The sequence below is a fragment of the Amycolatopsis sp. w19 genome, from assembly GCF_051373225.1.
GTDB classification, from domain to species: Bacteria; Actinomycetota; Actinomycetes; order Mycobacteriales; family Pseudonocardiaceae; genus Amycolatopsis; species Amycolatopsis japonica.
Map to the genome: position 1 here is coordinate 391,317 of NZ_JBPQFM010000004.1, position 17,785 is coordinate 409,101.

A 17,785-nucleotide genomic window follows, 5' to 3' on the forward strand; every position below is an offset into this window, starting at 1 on the left:
ACATCGAGCTCGTCCGGCCTTGCTAGTCTCGCGTGCATGGCGCTGACTTCGCCGGACTCGTGGTCCGGCTCGCTGGAACGGCGGCTTCGAAGGATCGTCAAGCGGTGGGCGGTGTCCCGCAAGTCTTACGACGACATGGTCCTGCGTGCCTCGGAATGGGCAGAGCGGAACGCGGCGCTGGACGAGAGCCACCGCCTGCTCACGGTCGAGCACGAGAACCTGCGGTCCCGGCACGAAGACGTCCTGCGCGCGAAGCAGGCGTTCGAAGACCGGTATCGCACCTGGGTGCCGCCGGGACATTTCTACTCTCCCTTCCCCGCCAAGGAGGAAATCGATCGGCGTGCTGCCGCGCTCTTCGACGTCGATGCCCGTCCCGAGGCCGTCGACCTACGGGAAGCCGACCAGATAGCCCTGTTCGGCGAACTCGCCGACCTGGCGGCGGACCTGCCGTTCACCGCGGAACCGAACGAGCGCCACCGCTACTTCTTCGACAACCCGGAGTACTCGTGGGCGGACGCGATCACGCTGCACACGATGCTGCGCCACCTCCGGCCCCGCCGGGTCATCGAGGTCGGCTCCGGCTACTCGACGGCGATGACGCTCGACACGATCGAGGGCTGGCTCGATGACACCGAGCTGACCTGTGTCGAGCCGAACCCGCAGCTGCTGGAGAGCCTGTTGCGGCCCGGAGACGGCGAACGCGTCCGGATATTGGGCAAGCCCGTGCAGGATGTCCCGGTCGAGACGTTCCAGGCACTCGAGGCCGGGGACGTGCTGTTCATCGACTCGACCCACGTCGTCAAGGCAGGCTCGGACGTCAACTACCTGTTCTTCGAGGTGCTGCCGCGGCTGCCCGACGGCGTCTGGATCCATCTCCACGATGTGTTCTTCCCCTTCGAGTACCCGATGACCTGGCTGACCGAAGGGCGGGCGTGGCAGGAGGACTACCTGCTACGGGCGTTCCTGATGTACAACGACCGTTTCGAGATCTGCTGGTTCCAGCAGTACATGTGGATACACCACCGGCGGCTGCTGGAGGAACGGATTCCGATGATGGCGAACAACCCCGGCGGAAACATCTGGCTGCGAAAGGTCGCCGGCTGGAACCGTCCCACACGCGGCATCACTAGAGTGTGAGCGCCTTTCTTTCGGTGGACTGCCGGGGCTTCCGGCAGACGAGGAACAGGCTTCCCTCGTCCCACGGCACGTCGAGCCGGCCCGGGTGTTGCCCGTAACCGACGGCGCGCACCGTTTCGACTACGAATCCAGCCCTCTCCGCGAGAACCGATATCTCTCCCAGGGAGAAGTAGTGGACGTACGCTGTGGCCCGCCGGCCCGCCTTCCCGTAGATGACGTCGCGCCGCTCGCCGAGTCCGGCGTCGAGGAGGTGTGTTCCCCACTCGTGCCGGTCGTGGAGGTTGAACACGTCCAGTAGCAGCACGCCATCGTCTCGCAGCAGCCGGAACAACCCGTTCAAGGTGGCGAGCCGCAGCTCGACGGTCGGCAGGTGCCCGAACGACCACAGGCACAGCGCGGCGCTCATCCTGTCCGGCGGCGAATCATCGAGGTCGTCCAGGGACGGCGCCGTCCGGATCCCGCGCTGCGCCGCACGAGCCATCATCCCCGGGGCGTTCTCGATGCCGGTCAGCTCGGCCGGGGTCGCGAGTGCGGCGGCGATCTTCACTTCGCGCCGACCGGTGCCGCATCCGAAGCTCACCACCCGGCACGGTGACTCCAGCCGCGCGAGCCGCTCGATCACCAGACGGTCGATCGCGTCGCAGTAGAGCCGGCGTTTCGTCGTTCCGGCGTCGAAATCGTCGTATCCGTGGGACTCTTGGTCGAAGTAGTCGAGGCACATGTGGACGAGATTCTGCGGCGTGAATCCGTCCACATCGGTCACGAAGTTGTAGGCGGCCTTCACCGGCGGGCTCCTCTCAGCCGCGGCGCCGTGGACGCGGGCCCGGCGCTTTCGGACAGATACGGCCGCCCACGAAGCGCGGCCAGACCGCCGACACAACCCAGCAGCCCGGCGACCGCGGCGGCGATCTGTGGTTCGACGATCTGCGCGGCCATACCGATCAGCCCTATGGCGACTCCTTGACTCAGCATCAGCCCCGCCCCCGCAAGGACCATTCCGTGCCCGCGCAGCCCTTCGGGCAGGTTCTCTACGTACACCTGGTCCGCGGCGATCGTGTAGGCGCTCGCCGCGCCGGCGACGACGAGCGCGGCGAGGACGGCCGGGAGCGGAGGATCCACGACCAGCACGCACAGTGGAAGACACATGCCGACGGCCAGCCACGGGACCAGCCGCTGTCTCCGGCGTGAGCTCAGGAATCGTCCGACCAGGATGTCACCGGGAACCATGCCGCACGCCGGTGCGCCCATCAGCAACCCCACCGCCACGGTCCCGGCACCCAGGTGCTCGGCGTAGGGCGCGGCGAGCGCCCCCGGGCTCATCGCGCAGGCAACGGGAACCCACTGCAGAGCCAGCAACCGGCGCAGCCTCGGGCGAGTGAGGATGACTCTGTTGCCCCTCCAAGTCCGCCTGACCGTCCCGTTCGGACGCTCCACCGACATGGCCGGTCGTGACTTCATCCCGAGCGCGACGACGACGGCGGACAACGCGAACGTGGCGACATCGATCGCCAGCGCGGTGCGTGGTGTGACCGCCAGAAGCAGGAGCCCACCGAAACCGAATCCCGCCACCTGGCCGATCTGGACGGTGATCGACATCAAGGAGCGTCCGACGACATAGCCCTCCGGCCCGAGCAGATCAGGCAGGACCGACTGGCGCGCACCCCGGAAGACCGCGGCCACCGTGCCCGAGCAGAAGATCAACACGAGCAACATCACCACCGGCATGCCCGGCAGGATCATCGGCACGACACAGCACGCACGCGCGCAATCGCCGAGGATCATGACCCGCCGGGGCGGCAGGGAGTCGACGATGGCCGCGAACGTGGTGATGGCCAATACGTTGGGCAGGAAGCCCGCTGCGGTTGCGGCAGCGGTCAGCAACGGTGAGCCGGTACGGTCGTAGACCAGTACCGCCACCGCCACCTTGCTGAGGATGTCTCCGGCGATCGACACGACGTGTGCGACGAACAACGCGCGGAACTCGCCATTGCGCAGCACGTCGCCGTACGTCGGCCCGCGTGTCACCCGGCTGCCTCAACCTGCCGGGCGGACGGCTCTGTGCCCAGGGGGCCCTTGCGCTCGGTGAACCGAAGCCGCAGCCCGCTCGGGGTGATCTCCCTGCTGGCATCCGGAGTGACGACACATCCGGGGACCGCGTTGATGCGGAACCTGCGCACGACCATGGCCGTCAGCAAGGTCATCTCGATCATGCTCCAGGCCAGGCCCATGCAGATCAGCGGTCCGGCCCCGAACGGTGCGTACGCACACTCCGGCAGGTCTTCGGTCTCCCCGCCCTTCTGCCAGCGGTCCGGCTTGAACGTCTCGGGATCGCTGAACCAGCGCGGATCGCGGTGGATGACATACGGGGCGACCATCATCATCATGCCGGGCAGCACGTCGTACTTCCCGACCATCGTGCGTCGCACCACCTGCCGTCCGGAGAGCCAGTTGGGCGGCCACAGCCGCAGTACCTCTTTGACGACCTGCTCCGTGAACGCCAGTTTCCCCGACTGCTCCCACCGAATGTCCGGACCATCCGGCAGTACGCGTAGCGCTTCGGCCGCCACCTGGTCCTGAACGTCGGGATGCTCGGCCAGGAGATGGAAGATCCACGCCATGCCCGGAGCCGGCGCGCCCTGGGCGGCCAGCATCGTGGCGATGAGCGTCTCGCAGATCAGCTGGTCGTCCAGGTGGCCAGACCGTCCGGTGGGCGTCATCACGATGCTGAGCAGATCGTCCTCGGCCGACCGCTGCTCGGCGCGGCGCCGATCGATCACCGTCTGGATCCGCCGTTCGAGTTCTCGGTTGGCCGCGGCCACCTTGCGGTTGCGCCGGGTCGGCACCCACGGTGGTACATCCACCGGGCTGGCGATGACGGGCAGCAGCGCCCAGAACAGATCCTGCTCGCCACCCGCCACGATCGCGGCGTCGGTTCGCCCGAAACAGAGTCGCGCTCCCAGCTGTGAGGTCAGTTTGCGCATGTCCGGCACGACGTCCAGCGTGCCGTCCGCCGCCCACGTGTCGAGGTGCTCGGTGATGGCGCCGGCCAGGATCGGAACCTTGGCCTGCAACGCCTTGGGCCGCATGCCGCGCATCCGCGACGCCCGGGAATGCGCCCACTGCTCCTGGAGCTTCGGGTCTTCTTTCTGCCTGCGGTGGAGAAAATTTCGGTCCGGCAAGAAATCCTGGTACGTCCGGCGGTAGACCTCGTCGGCCGCGCCCGGGGCCGCCGCGACGGCGATGCGCCGGTCGAACATCCAGACGTCGCCGAACTCACGGCTGGATTCGACGATGAAACCTAGCCGGTCCTTCTCGTAAGCGGAAATATTTCCGCTCAGCAGCTTTCCCTTGGGTCCTGGCGGAAGCATGACGATCTCCCCCTTCGAATGCGGCGACAATCGAGTGTTCGCGTCGAGTGCGGTGGGCGCCCACCGCACTCGACTACCGTGGTACGAGAACTACCTGTCGGCTCAGTACTTGTAGAAACCGGCCATCGTGGCGCGGCCGGTGAGACGGGCAAGAGTGAACTTCAGCGTGGTCATGCGATACCTCCTGATATAAAAGGAATTTCTACCGCGCCAGAGAGAAGTTCCGGAGCTGCCAATGAACTCCTCGGCGCTCCGATGACGGTAAGCCGCAGTGGTTCGTCCTCGCCAAGCTTTTTCGCCACAGCGAAAAAGTGCAGGTCTCATCGTCCGTGCGGCAGTCCGATGGCGAAAAGTTCCTCGATCCGGTAGTGGCTCGGTGCTGGTCGCCCCGGCGAACGGGGAGGGCATGGTGGTCCTGAGCCCGACCCGGCCAGGCTCGCCCGCGAAGGCTCAGAACGGCCAGTCGGCGTTCCGCCCCGCTTCGAGGAGCGGGATCATCGTGAAAGCGGCGTCCGTGAGGCCGCCGAAGGTGTGCCGGTTTCCGCGCCCGGACGCCGAGTGGCCCCGCTCGTAACCCGCGAGGTTCCACGTGTACAACGCCGTGTCCTGCGGCACGGCCTGGTCGACGTTGCCGGACGAGTGCTGCTCGTCGGTCAGGATCACCACCCGGTCGTGGTGACCCGGACGCAGGTGACGCTGGATCGCGCCGACGGTGTCGGTGCCCGCGCCGATGAAGTAGCCGCCGTTCTTCCACCGGTCGAGCCCGCGCAGCAGCGACTCACCTCGGGGCACGTCGAAAGCCTTGGAACCGGTGCCGCCGTAGTAGGCGTTCGAGAACGACACGACGTCCGCCGTCTCGCAGCGGGCGCCGAGCGCGATCCCGAAGATCGCGGCCGCGTCCCAGCGCATCAGCGTGCCGTCCTTGCTGAAACCCGCGTTCATCGAACCCGACGTGTCGACGAGGATCAGCGTCCTCCCGGCAAGCCGCGGTACGTTCGCCAGCGACTCGGCGATCGCCTTTTCCAGCGTGTACGACCAGCGAAGCGACGGCGCCGCCCGATACGCGGAGAGGAACCTCATCGGGAACTGCCGCGACTTCGCGACCTGCTCCGGATCGGCCAGCCGTGCCGCGACCCCCTCGGCGACCTCGTCGGACACGCCTGCCTCGTCGAAGTTCCGGAGGTTCCGCAGCAGCGCCATGTAGCCCATGGAAGGGATCACGGCTTCCCAAGCGCGCGCGTCCATCGGGCCCTGGAGCCAGCCCGCCAGGGACTCCCACGTCATGCCCGCCCGCCGAAGGGCGGACCGTGCGGTGTCGGGCCGGCTGAAGAGATCGCGCCGCTTCTCCTTGTCCCACGCCATGAGGTCCGCGCGGGCGCCGAGGATCTCCAGTTCGGCGGGGATCTCGCGGCCGGGGTTGAACCGGACGTCGACGATGTGCTTGAACAGGGCGTCCTGCACCGGGTCCTTCGGGTCCGGGTGGGCCAGGCCGAGGACGTCGGCGAACCGGAAAGCGCGCGCGGCGGAGTCCCACTTGAGGAACGACTTCTCGGTGAAGAGCCGGACGGCCGCGTCGGCGATGCCACGCTTGACCGGCTTCGGGATCTTCTTGCCGTACAGGGAAGTCCAGTAGGCGAGCAGTTCACCGGGTTCGTCGGCGCGCTGGAGCACGGAGTCGACGACGGCACGGTTCGCGATGGGGGCGACATGCGACGGGTCACCGGCGAGCCGCGCGTGGACGTATTCGGCGGCGCCGACGATCGCGGCGGTCCGCATGTTCGCCTCCGTGCGGAGCCAGCGCAGGAACCGCGCGGTCCATTCCGGGTCGGCGAGCGCCGTCTCCCGGACGAGGTCGGCGAACCGCGTGTCGCGCTTGTCGCCGGTCTCGTAGAAGGTGTTCTCGCCGACCATGTTGGTGACGGCGAGCAGGAACAGTTCGGACTTGGTGTCCCGCGCGTAGCCGTCTCCGCCTTCGTGGGTGACCCCGCCGGGGCGCCGCTCGCCGACGATCGGCGAGCTCGTCGCCGGCCGTGTACCGGTGGTGTTGAACTTCGACACCCTCGACCCTCGTTTCGTTCGAGGGGAGCCGCGATTCCGGATGAGGCCCGAGAAAAGGTCGGTGACGGTGGCTGTCCAATGCTCTACCGATTGAGCTACCGGCGGGATGACCGCCGGGCGGGGCTCGAACCCGCAACCCTTGGCTAATCGAAGTAACCGTCGCCTGCGCACCGGGCACATCCGAAATCATGGCTCCCGAGAAATTGTCGGTGACGGTGCCGTTCGGATGAGGAAGTAACCGTTACCTGCGCACCGGGAGTGCTCGCTCAAGCTAACAGAGTGCTCGTGCCCACGTCTCCGGAATTAACCGGCCCGCCTCAGAAGCGGGGAAGCTCCAGCAGGTTGTTCTTCCAGATCCCGTCCGCGCGCGTGCGGAGGAATTTCGGGCCGAAGGTCGGCTTGATGATCTCCACGGCCACCCGGTGGATCCCCTCGTCCACGTAGGCCTTCCCGTCGTCGTCCTCGAGCCACGCCACGATCGCCGAAACGAAACTCTCGCCGGTCTCGCCGCTGCCGGGGTTGATCCAGCGCAGTTTCGTGATGCTTTCGTGGAACTTCCCACCTTCGAGCCGCGCTGCGATGATCTTGATGGCCATGGTGCTACCTCTTCGGCTGGATGCCCTCGAGCGAACAGGGGTAAAGCGGTACTCGCCACCTGCCCGCACCCCGTTACGCCGTCCGGTCGCCGTGCTTCGAACGTTACGAGTTCGAGCGCGGGGCGTCGTTCTGAGTCAGATGACGCAGACCGCGCGCGTTTCGCCATGTCACCGTCCTCACGCCGGCGGGAACACCGGACGGCGGAGAGGGGAAACGGACATGTGCGCTGCCCACAAGAGATCGGCCCTGGCGGGAATCGCCCTGGCCGTGGCGGTCTTGGCCGGCTGCGCGCCGGACCCGGCACCGGAGGCGGCTCCGCAGGCGGCGCCTTCGCCGTCGGCGGCGGATCCGGCCGCGGCGGTGGCCTGGATGAACGGCTTCTGCGGCGTGGTCAAGGACTTCATCGACGGCAACAACAAGATGCCGTCGGCGAGTGGTGAGACCGTGGAGGCCATCAAGAAGAGCACGAGCGACCAGCTCGGGCACTACGCGGCGATTCTGACCAAGACGGTCGACGGCCTCGGCGCGCTGCCCGCCGCTCCGGTTCCGGCCGGAGACGCGGCGAAGCAGGAGTTCCTCGCGAAGTACACCTCGGCGCGCGACAAGACCGTGAAAGCGAAGGAGGGTCTGGACGAGGCGGGGAAGAACGACACCGCCGCGCAGGGCCGCGCGGTCGACGGGCTCATCGCCGCCCAGAAGGACACGCACGGCGCGCTCGACCCGGTCGCGGCTGTCTTGGGCGCTCCGGAGCTGAAGACGGCCGCCGCGACCGCGGAACGCTGCCGCCCCTGACTCGTGAGTGGCAAGGACGGTTCTAACCGTCCTTGCCACTCACGAGCCCGGCACCCGCTGGCACGTTCATTCCTCGGCGAGGATCTTCCGCAAACGCGTCAAAGCGCGGTGCTGCGCCACCCGCACGGCACCGGCCGTCGAACCGACCACACCGGCGGTCTCCTCAGCCGACAGGCCCACGACGATCCGCAGCACCACGATCTCCCGCTGCTTGTCCGGCAGGATCCGCAGCAGTTCGCCCATCCGGTCGCTCAATTCGTTGTGCAGCGCCCGTTGCTCCGGGCCCACGGACTCCGAGATCCCGTCGGGGACTTCGGCGACGGGCTCGGTGCGGTTGCGCGCGGCGGCCCGGCGGGCGTCGGCGACCTTGTGCTGGGCGATGCCGTAGACGAAGGCGAGGAACGGCCGTCCCCGTTCCCGATAGGTCGGCAGTGCGCGGAGGATCGCCACACAGACCTCCTGCGCGACGTCGTCCGCCGACGCGTACGTCCGTTCCTGCCTGCCGATCCGGGACCGGCAGTACCGGATCACGAGCGGGCGCACGGTGGTCAGCAGGTGGTCCAGCGCACGCTTGTCGCCTTTCCCGGCTGCCGCGACGGGTTCGTCGAGGGTGTACCACTGCGACGGCGTCACCTGCTCGGGTTCCGACTCCGCCGGGGTTCCGGGCGCCACCAGGGCGAGTTCCCTGACCATCGCGCGGTTCTTGATCCGGGCGAGGGTGTCTTCGGCGTCGAGCCCCATCCGCAGGGCGTCGAGGAAGGCGCAGTTGGCGCCGGCCAGCCGGTCGGCGAAGCCGGGATCGTGCTCCGCCAGCCGGCCACGCGCGTGGCGCAGCGTCGCGCCGACCGCCTCGTCCGCGATCCCCAGCACTCCGGCGATCTCCCGCGCCGAGTAGCCGTCCATCGTCCAGGCCATGGCGAGTTGCTGGCGTTTCGGCAGGCTCGCCAGCATCGTCAGGACGGCCGACGCCTCGTCGGCGAGCGCGGTGAGCTTGTCCTCCCGGCCGGCGTCGGCGGAGGCCCAATCGGCCCGGACCGCGGTCTGCTCCTTCGCCCGCCGATGCCCGACGCGGCGGACCCACGCCTTCGGATGCGTGATGCCCTGCCAGTCTTCGTAGGCGTTGAGCATCGCCTCCGCGGCCGCGTCGCGTGCCGGGGCCAGCGCGAAGCCCGCCTTGCACAGAAAGCCGGTGAGCAGCGGAAATTCGGCGTGGAAGAACTCGTCGAACCCGTCGTGGCCCATCACCCGCACTCACCGCTCTCAGCCGCCTGACGCGAATGCCCTCACAGGACAGGTGCAGTGAGCGGGCCGCTGAGTGTAACGATTCGGTCAAGGTGATGTTTGCGGTGCGTACCCGGCCGGATACCCGGAAGTCGTTTGACGGGGAAGGGAAAATCGGAAAAAAGGAGGTGATAGGAAAATGGAAATGAGGATGGCGGGAGACCTGAGTGAGGCCGCTTGCCGCGGTGAGGATCCCGAACTGTTCTTCCCGGTCACCGAAACCGGCCCCGGCGCACGTCAGGCGGCCAGGGCGAAGGCAGTCTGCGCGCGGTGCCCGGTCGTATCGGCCTGTCTGGCCTACGCCGTGGACAACGGATTGGCCCACGGCGTTTTCGGCGGGCTGACCGGTAGTGAACGGCGCCAGCTGATTCGCGTCGGCAACGCCGCCTGAAAGCACTTGGTATCGCGTTCCTCGAATTTCCACCGTGTTCTTCGTGCGCGCGAAAAGAGGGGCCCGGTTCCGCGAACCGGGCCCCTCTGTCGTGGCGATCAGGCGGCGGCGGTCTCCTCGGCCAGCCGCTCGTTGCCCGACTGGGTCTTGAGCGGCTTGTGCTTGAGGAAGGCGACGGCGACGATCACCAGCAGCGCGATCGGCGCGCTGATGAGGAACAGCTCGCTGGTCGCCTCCCCGTAGGCCTCGCGGACGACGTTCGCGACCGGTTCGGGCAGTGTGGCGATGTTCGGCACCGCGCCGCCCTCGCCACCGCCGGGCAGCGGCCCGAGCTTTTCGCTCATCAGCGCGAGGACCCGGTTCGCGAGCACCGCGCCCAGCGCGCTCACGCCGATCGAGCCGCCGAGGCTGCGGAAGAACGACAGCGTCGAGGTCGCCGTGCCGAGGTCGTGCGCGTCGACGTCGTTCTGCGACACCAGGACGAGGTTCTGCATCAGCATGCCGACGCCGACGCCCAGCAGAACCATGTACGCGCCGAGGACGACGAGGTTCGTCTTCGCGTCGATCGTGCCCAGCAGCGCCAGGCCCGCCGTCATCAGCGTCGCGCCGAGCAGCAGGTGGCTCTTCCATCGGCCGGTCCGGCTGATCAGCTGGCCCGAAACCGTGGACGACACGAGGATGCCGAAGATCATCGGCAGGCTCAGCAATCCGGCCACCGTCGGCGATTTGCCGAGCGACAGCTGGAAGTACTGCGACAGGAACACCGTCCCGCCGAACATCGCGACACCGACGAGGAAGCTCGCGAGGGTGGTCAGGGTGACCGTGTGGTTGCGGAACAGGGTCAGCGGCAGGATCGGCTCGGCCACCTTCGACTCGACGTAGACGGCGAGGGCGAGGATGACCACGCCCGCGGTCACCAGGCCGACCGTCCACCACGAGCCCCACGCGAACTGGTGCCCGGCCAGCGAAGACCAGACCAGCAGCGTCGAGACACCGGCCATGATCAGGAACGCGCCGAGGTAGTCGACCTTCACGTCACGCCGGATCGTCGGCAGGTTCAGGGTGCGCTGCAGCAGCAGGATCGCCGCGATCGCGAACGGGACCCCGAGGAAGAAGCACCAGCGCCAGCCGAGCCACGACGTGTCCACCATGACCCCGCCGATCAGCGGGCCCGCGATGGTCCCGACGGCGAACACGGCACCGAAGATCCCCGAGTACTTCCCGAGTTCACGCGGCGAGACGATGGCCGCCATGATCACCTGCGCGAGCGCGGTGAGCCCGCCCGCGCCGATGCCCTGCGCGACCCGGCTGCCGATCAGGAGCTCGATGTTGCCGGCGAACCCGGCGACCAGCGAACCCACCACGAACAACCCGAGCGAGAGCTGGATCAGCAGCTTCTTGTTGTACAGATCGGAAAGCTTGCCCCAGAGCGGAACCGTCGCGGTCATCGCGAGCAGTTCGGTGGTGACCACCCAGGTGTAGGACGCCTGCGAGCCGCCGAGTTCGGAGACGATCCGCGGCAAGGCGTTCGCGACCACCGTCGAGGCGAGGATGGCGACGAACATGCCCATCATCAGCCCCGACATCGCTTCGAGGACCTGTTTGCGGCCCATCGAGCCCGCCGGGGCCTCCGGTTCTCGTGGTTCGGTCGTGGATACGGACATGGTGGTCCCCCTTCGTGTTCCTGTGGTGCCGGGCGCGTCAGCGCGCACGGCCGCCGGGCTCCGGGAGCCCGGCGAGAAGCAGTTCGACGGCGTCGTCGAGCAGGTCGAGCGCGGACATCCGGCCGTCGTGCTGATACCAGAGCATCAGCACGGCGTTGACCGTGCCGCCGAGCGTGGACAGCACCAGCGACGGATACAGATCGGCCTTCGGATCCACGCCCGTGCGGCGGGCGATCGCCTCGATCATCGGCGCGATGGTGTCGTGGTTCATGGCCACCGCGCGCGAATGCAGGGTGGCGTTCTCCTGAATGGCCTTCATGCGGCCGAGCCACTCTTCGCGGTTCTCGTCGACTTGGGCGAAGTCTTCCTTCAACGCGTCGACGAAAGCGCGCGGAGTGCTGACTTCCTTCGGCGTGGCAAGGAACTTCTCGATGGTGCGCTGGGTCCGCTCTGCGGTGTCGGCGTGCGCGATGACCACAGCGTCCTCTTTGGACGCGAAGTAGTTGAAGAACGTGCGCGGTGAAACCCCCGCGGCCGCGCTGATGTCCTCCACCGTCACCTGGTCCAGGCCGCGTTCGGCGACGAGCCGGACGGCGGTGGTCGCCAGCGCGCGGTGGGTTTCCAGCCGCTTGCGCTCGCGGAGACCTTTGACGGGTTCAGGCATGAGCACCACGATACGCGCAAAGATGCAGATACTGCAAAATTGCAGTTTGTGAACCGTGCCACTGCCGGTCGGTGCCGGGCCGCCTGGCAGACTGCGGCGGGTGAGCGGAACGGTGCTGGTACTGGGCGGACGCAGCGAGATCGGCCTCGCGGTCGCGGAACGGCTCGCCAAGGGCGGGGCGCGCCGGATCGTGCTGGCCGCGCGACGGAGCGCGGACCTCGGCGCGGAGTCGGAACGGCTGCTGGCCGCGGGGGCGGAGACCGTCGACGCCGTCGAGTTCGACGCCGACGACCTCGCCGCGCACGGGCCGTTCCTGGAGAAGGTCGTCGCGGAACACGGGCCGCTCGACGTCGTCGTCACCGCCTTCGGGATCCTCGGCGACCAGGCGCGCGCCGAAGCGGACGCCGAACACGCCGTCGCGATCGTGCACACCGACTATGTGGCTCATGTGAGTGTGCTGACGCATGTGGCCAATGTGCTTCGTGAGCAAGGAAACGGCAGCCTCGTGGTCTTCTCCTCGGTCGCCGGGGTGCGGGTCCGGCGGGCGAACTACGTCTACGGATCGGCGAAGGCGGGCCTCGACGGTTTCGCGGGCGGACTGGCCGACGCCCTGCACGGCACCGGTGTGCATCTCCTGCTCGTCCGCCCCGGCTTCGTGATCGGCCGGATGACCGAGGGCATGTCGCCGGCGCCGTTCTCCAGCACTCCCGATCAGGTCGCCGACGCGACGGTCGCCGCGCTCCGGAAGCGCCGGGGAACGGTGTGGGTGCCGGGACTCCTGAGGCCCATGTTCGCGGTGATGCGCGTGGTGCCACGGGCGATCTGGCGCCGCATGCCCCGCTAGGGAAGCGCTACGCGGTCGGTCCGGCACTCGGCGTCGCGGCCGGCTGTCCGCTTGATCACTTCGAATGGTCCGAACGGGCTTTAAGACCCGGTTATGACACGTTTCTCAGGTAATTCCCAGCTAACGCGGTGATCCTCGAATGCGGGGGATCATTCACGGAAGCGGGGAGAAGGTCGTGCTGCTCACGTCGCGAGGACGGCGGATCGGCGGCCGTGTCGCACTGGGCCTGGTGTCGACGGCGGTCTTGGGGGTCACGGGTTTCGCGTGGACCCAGCTGAGCCGTTTGGACGAAGCGATCGTCACGGCCGACGTGATCGCCCCCTCCGCGCAGGTGCCCGACGGCCCGGCGGGCGAACCGCTGAAGGTGGCGCAGAACATCCTGCTCGTCGGAATCGACTCCCGGACCGACACCAACGGGAACCCGTTGCCGCAGAACGTCCTCGACGCGTTGCACGCCGGAAGCGGCGACGACGGCGGCGACACCACCGACACCATGATCGTGGTCCACATCCCGGCGGGTGGGGTGGGCGCCACGGCCATCTCCATCCCGCGTGATTCCTATGTGGACATCGCGGGCGGAATCGGCAAGCACAAGATCAATTCGGCGTACAGCCGCGGCAAGAACGCCGCGATGAACACGCTGCGCGCGCAGGGCCTGTCCGGCCCGCAGCTCGAAGTCAAGGCCAACGAGGCGGGCGCCAAGCTCACGATCCAGACGATCGAGCAGTTCACCGGCCTGTCCATCAACCACTACGCCGCCGTCAACCTCGCCGGGTTCTCCGCGCTGAGCGAAGCCGTCGGCGGTGTCGAGGTCTGCCTCAACAACCCCGTGCAGGACAAGTTCTCCGGTGCGTCCTTCCCGGCGGGCAAGCAGTTGCTTTCGGGCCCGCAGGCGCTGGCCTTCGTGCGGCAGCGGCACGGCCTGCCCAGCGACCTGGACCGCATCGCGCGGCAGCAGGCGTTCCTGTCGAGCATGGCCAAGACCGTCCTCGACGCCGGGACCTTCACCGATCCCGCCAGGCTGAGCTCCCTGATCGGCGCGATCCAGGGTTCGGTCGTGCTCGACCGCGGCTGGGATGTGCTCGGCTTCGCGCAGCAGCTGCGGGGGATGAGCTCGGGGGCGCTGAAGTTCCAGACGATCCCGGTGCAGAGCCTTTCCCTGCCGACGCCGTCCGACGGTGACGCGGTGAAGGTGGATCCGGCCGAGGTGAAGGCGTTCGTGAAGTCCGCGCTGAACGCGACGAGTGTCGCCGCGGTGGGGGATTCGACCGGCGGGATCGGGATCAAGCCGGTGGCGGCCACTTCTTCGATCGCGGCTCCGCCTTCGTCGTCCGGTGCTTCCACGCCGCCCGCGATGGCCGGCTGCGTGAACTGAGCCTTCCCTGCCGCATCGAGGAAGGTGCCCGGAAACTCTTCCAAGATTCTTTTGAACCGCATCGAGCCGTCGTCCGTGTCGATGGCGTAGGGGAGTTCCAGAGAGCCTGGAACCCAAGGGTGCAGGGGAGAAAGAAGCATGCTTCGCAATCGAGTTCTGCCGATCGCCGTGCTCGTCACCGCCGGGGCGTTGTCACTCGCCGCCTGTGGTACGCAGAACACCGCGCTGCCGACGGAACCGGCGGCGGCCGAGCAGGTCTCCGAGGGGTTGTCCTTCCTCGCCGGGACCGCGAAGGCCAACAACGCGCAGCCCAAGACCGGTGACTGGGCAACGGGTTCTGACGGCACGGCCGGCACCGCGGACCAGAACGTCGCGCGCAAATGGGTGCAGCTCAAGGCTTCCAAGGCGGGGAACCTCGATCCGGTGGTCGTCAACGGCGCCGGCCTGACGTTGTACCGCTTCGACAAGGACACCGCCAAGCCGTCGAAGTCGACCTGCAACGGTGAATGCGCCAAGACCTGGCCGCCGGTGCTCGTCACTCCCGGCAGCAAGGTTTTCCTCGCCGGGATCAGGAAATCCGCCGTCGGCACGGTCAAGCGCGACGACGGGACCCTTCAGCTGACCCTCGGCGGCTGGCCCGCCTACCGGTTCGCGAAGGACACCAAACCCGGTGACACGCTCGGGCAGGGTGTCGGCGGAACGTGGTTCGGGCTCGCGCCGGACGGTCAGAAGGCGCAGAACGGGCAGCCGGAGGAGACGGCGCCGCCGCAGAAGCCCGCGTCCAGCGCGGTTCTCTTCGACGGCAAGAACTTCAGCGACGACGAGCCGTCGCAGGGACTCGCGGGCAAGGGCTGCCAGAACGTCGCACGCCCGGACGTGACGTCGTCGGTCTCCGCCTCCGGTTCGCTCAAACTCTGGTCCGAAAAGGACTGCAAAGGCAAGTCCCTCGTCATCGACGGTGACGTCAAGGATCTCGCCAAGCTCAAGTTCGACGACACGATCAGCTCGGTCTTCTTCGGCTGACGGACAGCAGAGACGGGAATGGTGTGATGAAACGTCGGTCCGGCTGGGCGATCATGGCGAGCCTGTCTCTGTTCCTCACCGGTTGTGCCGCGACGGTAGGGGGAGCGGCACAACCGGTGGACCCCACCCGCGTCGCGGGGCTCGAGATCACCGACGGCCCCAGCGGGTTCAAACCCGGCGTGCTCGACGCCGGTCTTCCGGTCGTCGGGGGTGACGGCGGCGAGATCGACCGGCTCGCGGCCAACGCCGTCGCCGACGTCCAGCGGTATTGGCGCGAGCATCTGCCCGCGACCTTCCGGCGCGAGTTCCGGCCGCTGACCACGCTCGTCTCCTACGACTCGGGCGGCCGCGGCCGCGAGGTCTGTGGCGCCTCGACCGCCGGGCTGGTGAACGCCTTCTATTGCGCGGGAGAAGACGTCGTCGCTTGGGATCGCGGGGAGTTGTTGCCGATGCTCAACGATTCCCTCGGCCCGGCGGCGGTGATGACCGTGCTCGCCCACGAGATCGGCCACGCAGTCCAGTTCCGGCTCGGTCTGCCGGGCGCGGCGCCGTCGATCGTCAAGGAACAGCAGGCCGATTGCTACACGGGGGCGTACCTCCGCTGGGTCGCCGAGGGCAGGTCGCCCATGTTCCAGGTCTCCACCGGCCGCGGGCTCAACGAGGTGCTCACCGCCTTGTTCCAGATCCGGGACTCCGCGGGGGTCGCCTTCGACGACGACGGGGCGCACGGCAACGCGTTCGACCGGGTTTCCGCGTTCCAGTTCGGGTTCACCGACGGACCCGCGCGGTGCGCGAAGATCGATGTGCGGGAAATCGAAGGCCGGAGCACACAAGGCGGATTCGGTTCGGCCGCGGCGAACGTCCGCCTCGACGACCGGCAGGCACTGGCCGACCTCACCACCAGTCTGCGGCAGGCCTTCCGGCTCGCGGCCACCCCGCCGACGCTCACCACCGGAGCGGCCTGCGGCGTGACGGCGGAGGACGCGCTCGCGTCGTACTGCTCGGAGTCCAACCAGATCAACCTCGATCTCGACGGTCTCGTCCGCATCGGGACCCCACCGCGCAGGGGGCGGCAGGGCGGAATCGGTGACTTCGCCGCGTTCGCCGAGGTCGCGTCGCGCTACACGCTCGCTGTCCAGCAGGAAGGCGGGTTCCGGCTCGACGGCCCGGTGGCCGCGCAGCGCACCGCGTGCCTCACCGGCTTCTGGGCTTCGACCCTCACGGACGGCGGCGCGCTCACGCTGTCGCCGGGCGACCTCGACGAGGCGATCGCCGAGATGCTGACGCGGAACAGCCTGATCGCGGCGGACGTCCGGGGCCGGACGCTCCCGGCGGGTTTCGCGAGAGTCGCCGCCTTCCGCGACGGCTTCTCGTCCGGCACCCAGGACACCTGCGGCACGAAGTACCGCTAGCTTCACGGCTTACACGAAGGCGCTCTGGCCGGTGATCGCCTTCCCGACGATCAGCGTGTTCATCTCCCGCGTGCCTTCGAACGAGTAGATCGCCTCGGCGTCGGTGAAGAACCGCATGATGTCGTTGTCCAGCACGATCCCGTTGCCGCCGAAGATCTCACGGCCCCAGGCGACGACCTCCCGCATCCGCGAGGTCACGAACGCCTTCGCCAGCGACGAGTGCTCGTCCTTGAAGATCCCGGCGTCCTGCAACCTTGCCAATTGCACCAGCATGCCCCACGACGCGGTGATGTTGCCGAGGCTCTTCACCAGCAGGTCCTGCACCAGCTGGAACCGTGCGATCGGACGGCCGAACTGTTTGCGTTCCTTGGCGTAGTCCAGCGCGAGTTCGTAGGCGCCGATCATCACGCCGAGCGCCTGCCAGGCCACGCCGCCCCGCGTCGCGCGCAGGATCTCGGCGACGTCGCGGAAGGAGTCGATTCCCTGCAACCGGTTCGTCTCCGGCACCCGGACGTCGGTCAGCGTGATCTCCGCGTTCTCCACGATCCGGAAGGCGAATTTGTTCTCGATCTTGACGGGCACGAATCCGGGCGAGTCCTTCTCGACCACGAAACCCTTGACGTTGTCGTCTTCTTCGTCGCGTGCCCACACGATGACCAGGTCGGCGAAGGTCGCGTTGCCGATCCATTTCTTGGCGCCGTTGAGGATCCAGGTGTCGCCCTCGCGCCTTGCCGTGGTGCGCATGCCGCCCGCGACGTCGGAACCGCCGAGGGGTTCGGTCATCGCGAAGGCGCCGATCTTGTCCATCGCCGCCATCGACGGGAGCCAGCGATCACGCTGTTCCTGGCTGCCGCCCGAGTAGATGCTGTACATCGCGAGTCCGTTGTGGACACCGAAGAACGTGGCCACGGACGGGTCCGTGCGGGTCATCTCCATCGCCATCATGCCGCTGAGCAGGTGGCTGGTGGCCGGGAGGTGTTCGCCGTAGCCCTCGTAGGGCAGCCCGGCGAGGCCGAGTTCGCGGAACTTGCCGACGAGTTCGTGCGGGAACTCGCCCTTGGCCCAGTACTCGTTCACCAGCGGCTTGACCTCGGTGCGCATGAAGTCGCGCGTCTTGAGCAGCAGCTTGCGCTCCTCTTCAGGCAGCAGGTCCTCGTAGGCGTAGAAGTCGGCGGTCAT

16 protein-coding genes are annotated in these 17,785 nt (G+C 67.9%); 7 read left to right on the forward strand and 9 right to left on the reverse strand.

Features of this window, described 5'->3' with window-relative positions:
* Nucleotides 1–36 precede the first annotated feature (36 nt).
* Complete coding sequence (locus tag ACSMFO_RS12545) at nucleotides 37–1,137, forward strand: class I SAM-dependent methyltransferase (protein ID WP_436458748.1); 1,101 nt, start codon at nucleotides 37–39, stop codon at nucleotides 1,135–1,137.
* Here ACSMFO_RS12545 and ACSMFO_RS12550 read toward each other — a convergent pair.
* The 5 genes from ACSMFO_RS12550 to ACSMFO_RS12570 all read right to left on the reverse strand — a co-directional run bounded on the left by ACSMFO_RS12550 (nucleotide 1,127) and on the right by ACSMFO_RS12570 (nucleotide 7,159).
* Nucleotides 1,127–1,921, reverse strand: coding sequence for a methyltransferase domain-containing protein (locus ACSMFO_RS12550; protein WP_436458749.1), 795 nt, complete (start codon nucleotides 1,919–1,921; stop codon nucleotides 1,127–1,129). The genes ACSMFO_RS12545 and ACSMFO_RS12550 overlap by 11 nt on opposite strands.
* Nucleotides 1,918–3,162, reverse strand: coding sequence for an MFS transporter (locus ACSMFO_RS12555; protein WP_436458750.1), 1,245 nt, complete (start codon nucleotides 3,160–3,162; stop codon nucleotides 1,918–1,920). Before ACSMFO_RS12555 ends, ACSMFO_RS12550 begins: the two co-directional genes overlap by 4 nt.
* Entirely contained in the window at nucleotides 3,159–4,505 is a 1,347-nt protein-coding gene (locus ACSMFO_RS12560; protein WP_436458751.1) for a cytochrome P450, read from the reverse strand. Before ACSMFO_RS12560 ends, ACSMFO_RS12555 begins: the two co-directional genes overlap by 4 nt.
* 450 nt (nucleotides 4,506–4,955) lie before the next feature.
* On the reverse strand, nucleotides 4,956–6,563 hold the full coding sequence (locus tag ACSMFO_RS12565; protein WP_436458752.1) for a TROVE domain-containing protein: 1,608 nt from the start codon (nucleotides 6,561–6,563) through the stop codon (nucleotides 4,956–4,958).
* 317 nt (nucleotides 6,564–6,880) lie between these two features.
* The gene (locus tag ACSMFO_RS12570; protein WP_038516826.1) at nucleotides 6,881–7,159 is read right to left on the reverse strand and encodes a DUF3892 domain-containing protein; all 279 of its coding nucleotides are present in this window, start codon (nucleotides 7,157–7,159) and stop codon (nucleotides 6,881–6,883) included.
* Between the two features lie 220 nt (nucleotides 7,160–7,379).
* Between ACSMFO_RS12570 and ACSMFO_RS12575 the strand changes: the two genes are divergently transcribed.
* Nucleotides 7,380–7,952: a hypothetical protein gene (locus tag ACSMFO_RS12575; RefSeq protein WP_051972614.1), complete on the forward strand. Its 573-nt coding sequence runs from the start codon at nucleotides 7,380–7,382 to the stop codon at nucleotides 7,950–7,952.
* A 66-nt stretch (nucleotides 7,953–8,018) separates the two neighbouring features.
* On the opposite strand, the gene shbA is transcribed toward ACSMFO_RS12575, so the two are convergent.
* Nucleotides 8,019–9,194, reverse strand: coding sequence for an RNA polymerase sigma factor ShbA (gene shbA, locus ACSMFO_RS12580; RefSeq protein ID WP_436458785.1), 1,176 nt, complete (start codon nucleotides 9,192–9,194; stop codon nucleotides 8,019–8,021).
* Nucleotides 9,195–9,372: 178 nt separating this feature from the next.
* On the opposite strand from shbA, the gene ACSMFO_RS12585 reads away from it, so the two are divergent.
* Nucleotides 9,373–9,624 carry a WhiB family transcriptional regulator gene (locus tag ACSMFO_RS12585; protein ID WP_073846673.1) on the forward strand — a complete coding sequence of 84 codons (252 nt, stop codon included), beginning with the start codon at nucleotides 9,373–9,375 and terminating at the stop codon, nucleotides 9,622–9,624.
* 98 nt (nucleotides 9,625–9,722) lie between these two features.
* On the opposite strand, the gene ACSMFO_RS12590 is transcribed toward ACSMFO_RS12585, so the two are convergent.
* Nucleotides 9,723–11,288: an MDR family MFS transporter gene (locus tag ACSMFO_RS12590; protein WP_350578491.1), complete on the reverse strand. Its 1,566-nt coding sequence runs from the start codon at nucleotides 11,286–11,288 to the stop codon at nucleotides 9,723–9,725.
* Nucleotides 11,289–11,325: 37 nt separating this feature from the next.
* A complete protein-coding gene (locus tag ACSMFO_RS12595) occupies nucleotides 11,326–11,952 on the reverse strand; it encodes a TetR/AcrR family transcriptional regulator (RefSeq protein ID WP_436458753.1) in 627 nt (208 codons plus the stop codon).
* A gap of 100 nt (nucleotides 11,953–12,052) precedes the next feature.
* Here ACSMFO_RS12595 and ACSMFO_RS12600 point away from each other — a divergent pair, with 100 nt between their 5' ends.
* The 4 genes from ACSMFO_RS12600 to ACSMFO_RS12615 all read left to right on the forward strand — a co-directional run bounded on the left by ACSMFO_RS12600 (nucleotide 12,053) and on the right by ACSMFO_RS12615 (nucleotide 16,606).
* Nucleotides 12,053–12,796, forward strand: a complete 744-nt coding sequence (locus ACSMFO_RS12600; RefSeq protein WP_436458754.1) for an SDR family NAD(P)-dependent oxidoreductase — start codon at nucleotides 12,053–12,055, stop codon at nucleotides 12,794–12,796.
* Nucleotides 12,797–12,971: 175 nt separating this feature from the next.
* Nucleotides 12,972–14,171, forward strand: coding sequence for an LCP family protein (locus ACSMFO_RS12605; protein ID WP_436458786.1), 1,200 nt, complete (start codon nucleotides 12,972–12,974; stop codon nucleotides 14,169–14,171).
* Between the two features lie 138 nt (nucleotides 14,172–14,309).
* Nucleotides 14,310–15,194 carry a hypothetical protein gene (locus ACSMFO_RS12610; RefSeq protein WP_350578500.1) on the forward strand — a complete coding sequence of 295 codons (885 nt, stop codon included), beginning with the start codon at nucleotides 14,310–14,312 and terminating at the stop codon, nucleotides 15,192–15,194.
* 26 nt (nucleotides 15,195–15,220) lie between these two features.
* Nucleotides 15,221–16,606, forward strand: coding sequence for a neutral zinc metallopeptidase (locus ACSMFO_RS12615; protein ID WP_436458755.1), 1,386 nt, complete (start codon nucleotides 15,221–15,223; stop codon nucleotides 16,604–16,606).
* 9 nt (nucleotides 16,607–16,615) lie between these two features.
* Here ACSMFO_RS12615 and ACSMFO_RS12620 read toward each other — a convergent pair whose 3' ends face one another.
* Nucleotides 16,616–17,785: an acyl-CoA dehydrogenase family protein gene (locus tag ACSMFO_RS12620; RefSeq protein ID WP_436458756.1), complete on the reverse strand. Its 1,170-nt coding sequence runs from the start codon at nucleotides 17,783–17,785 to the stop codon at nucleotides 16,616–16,618.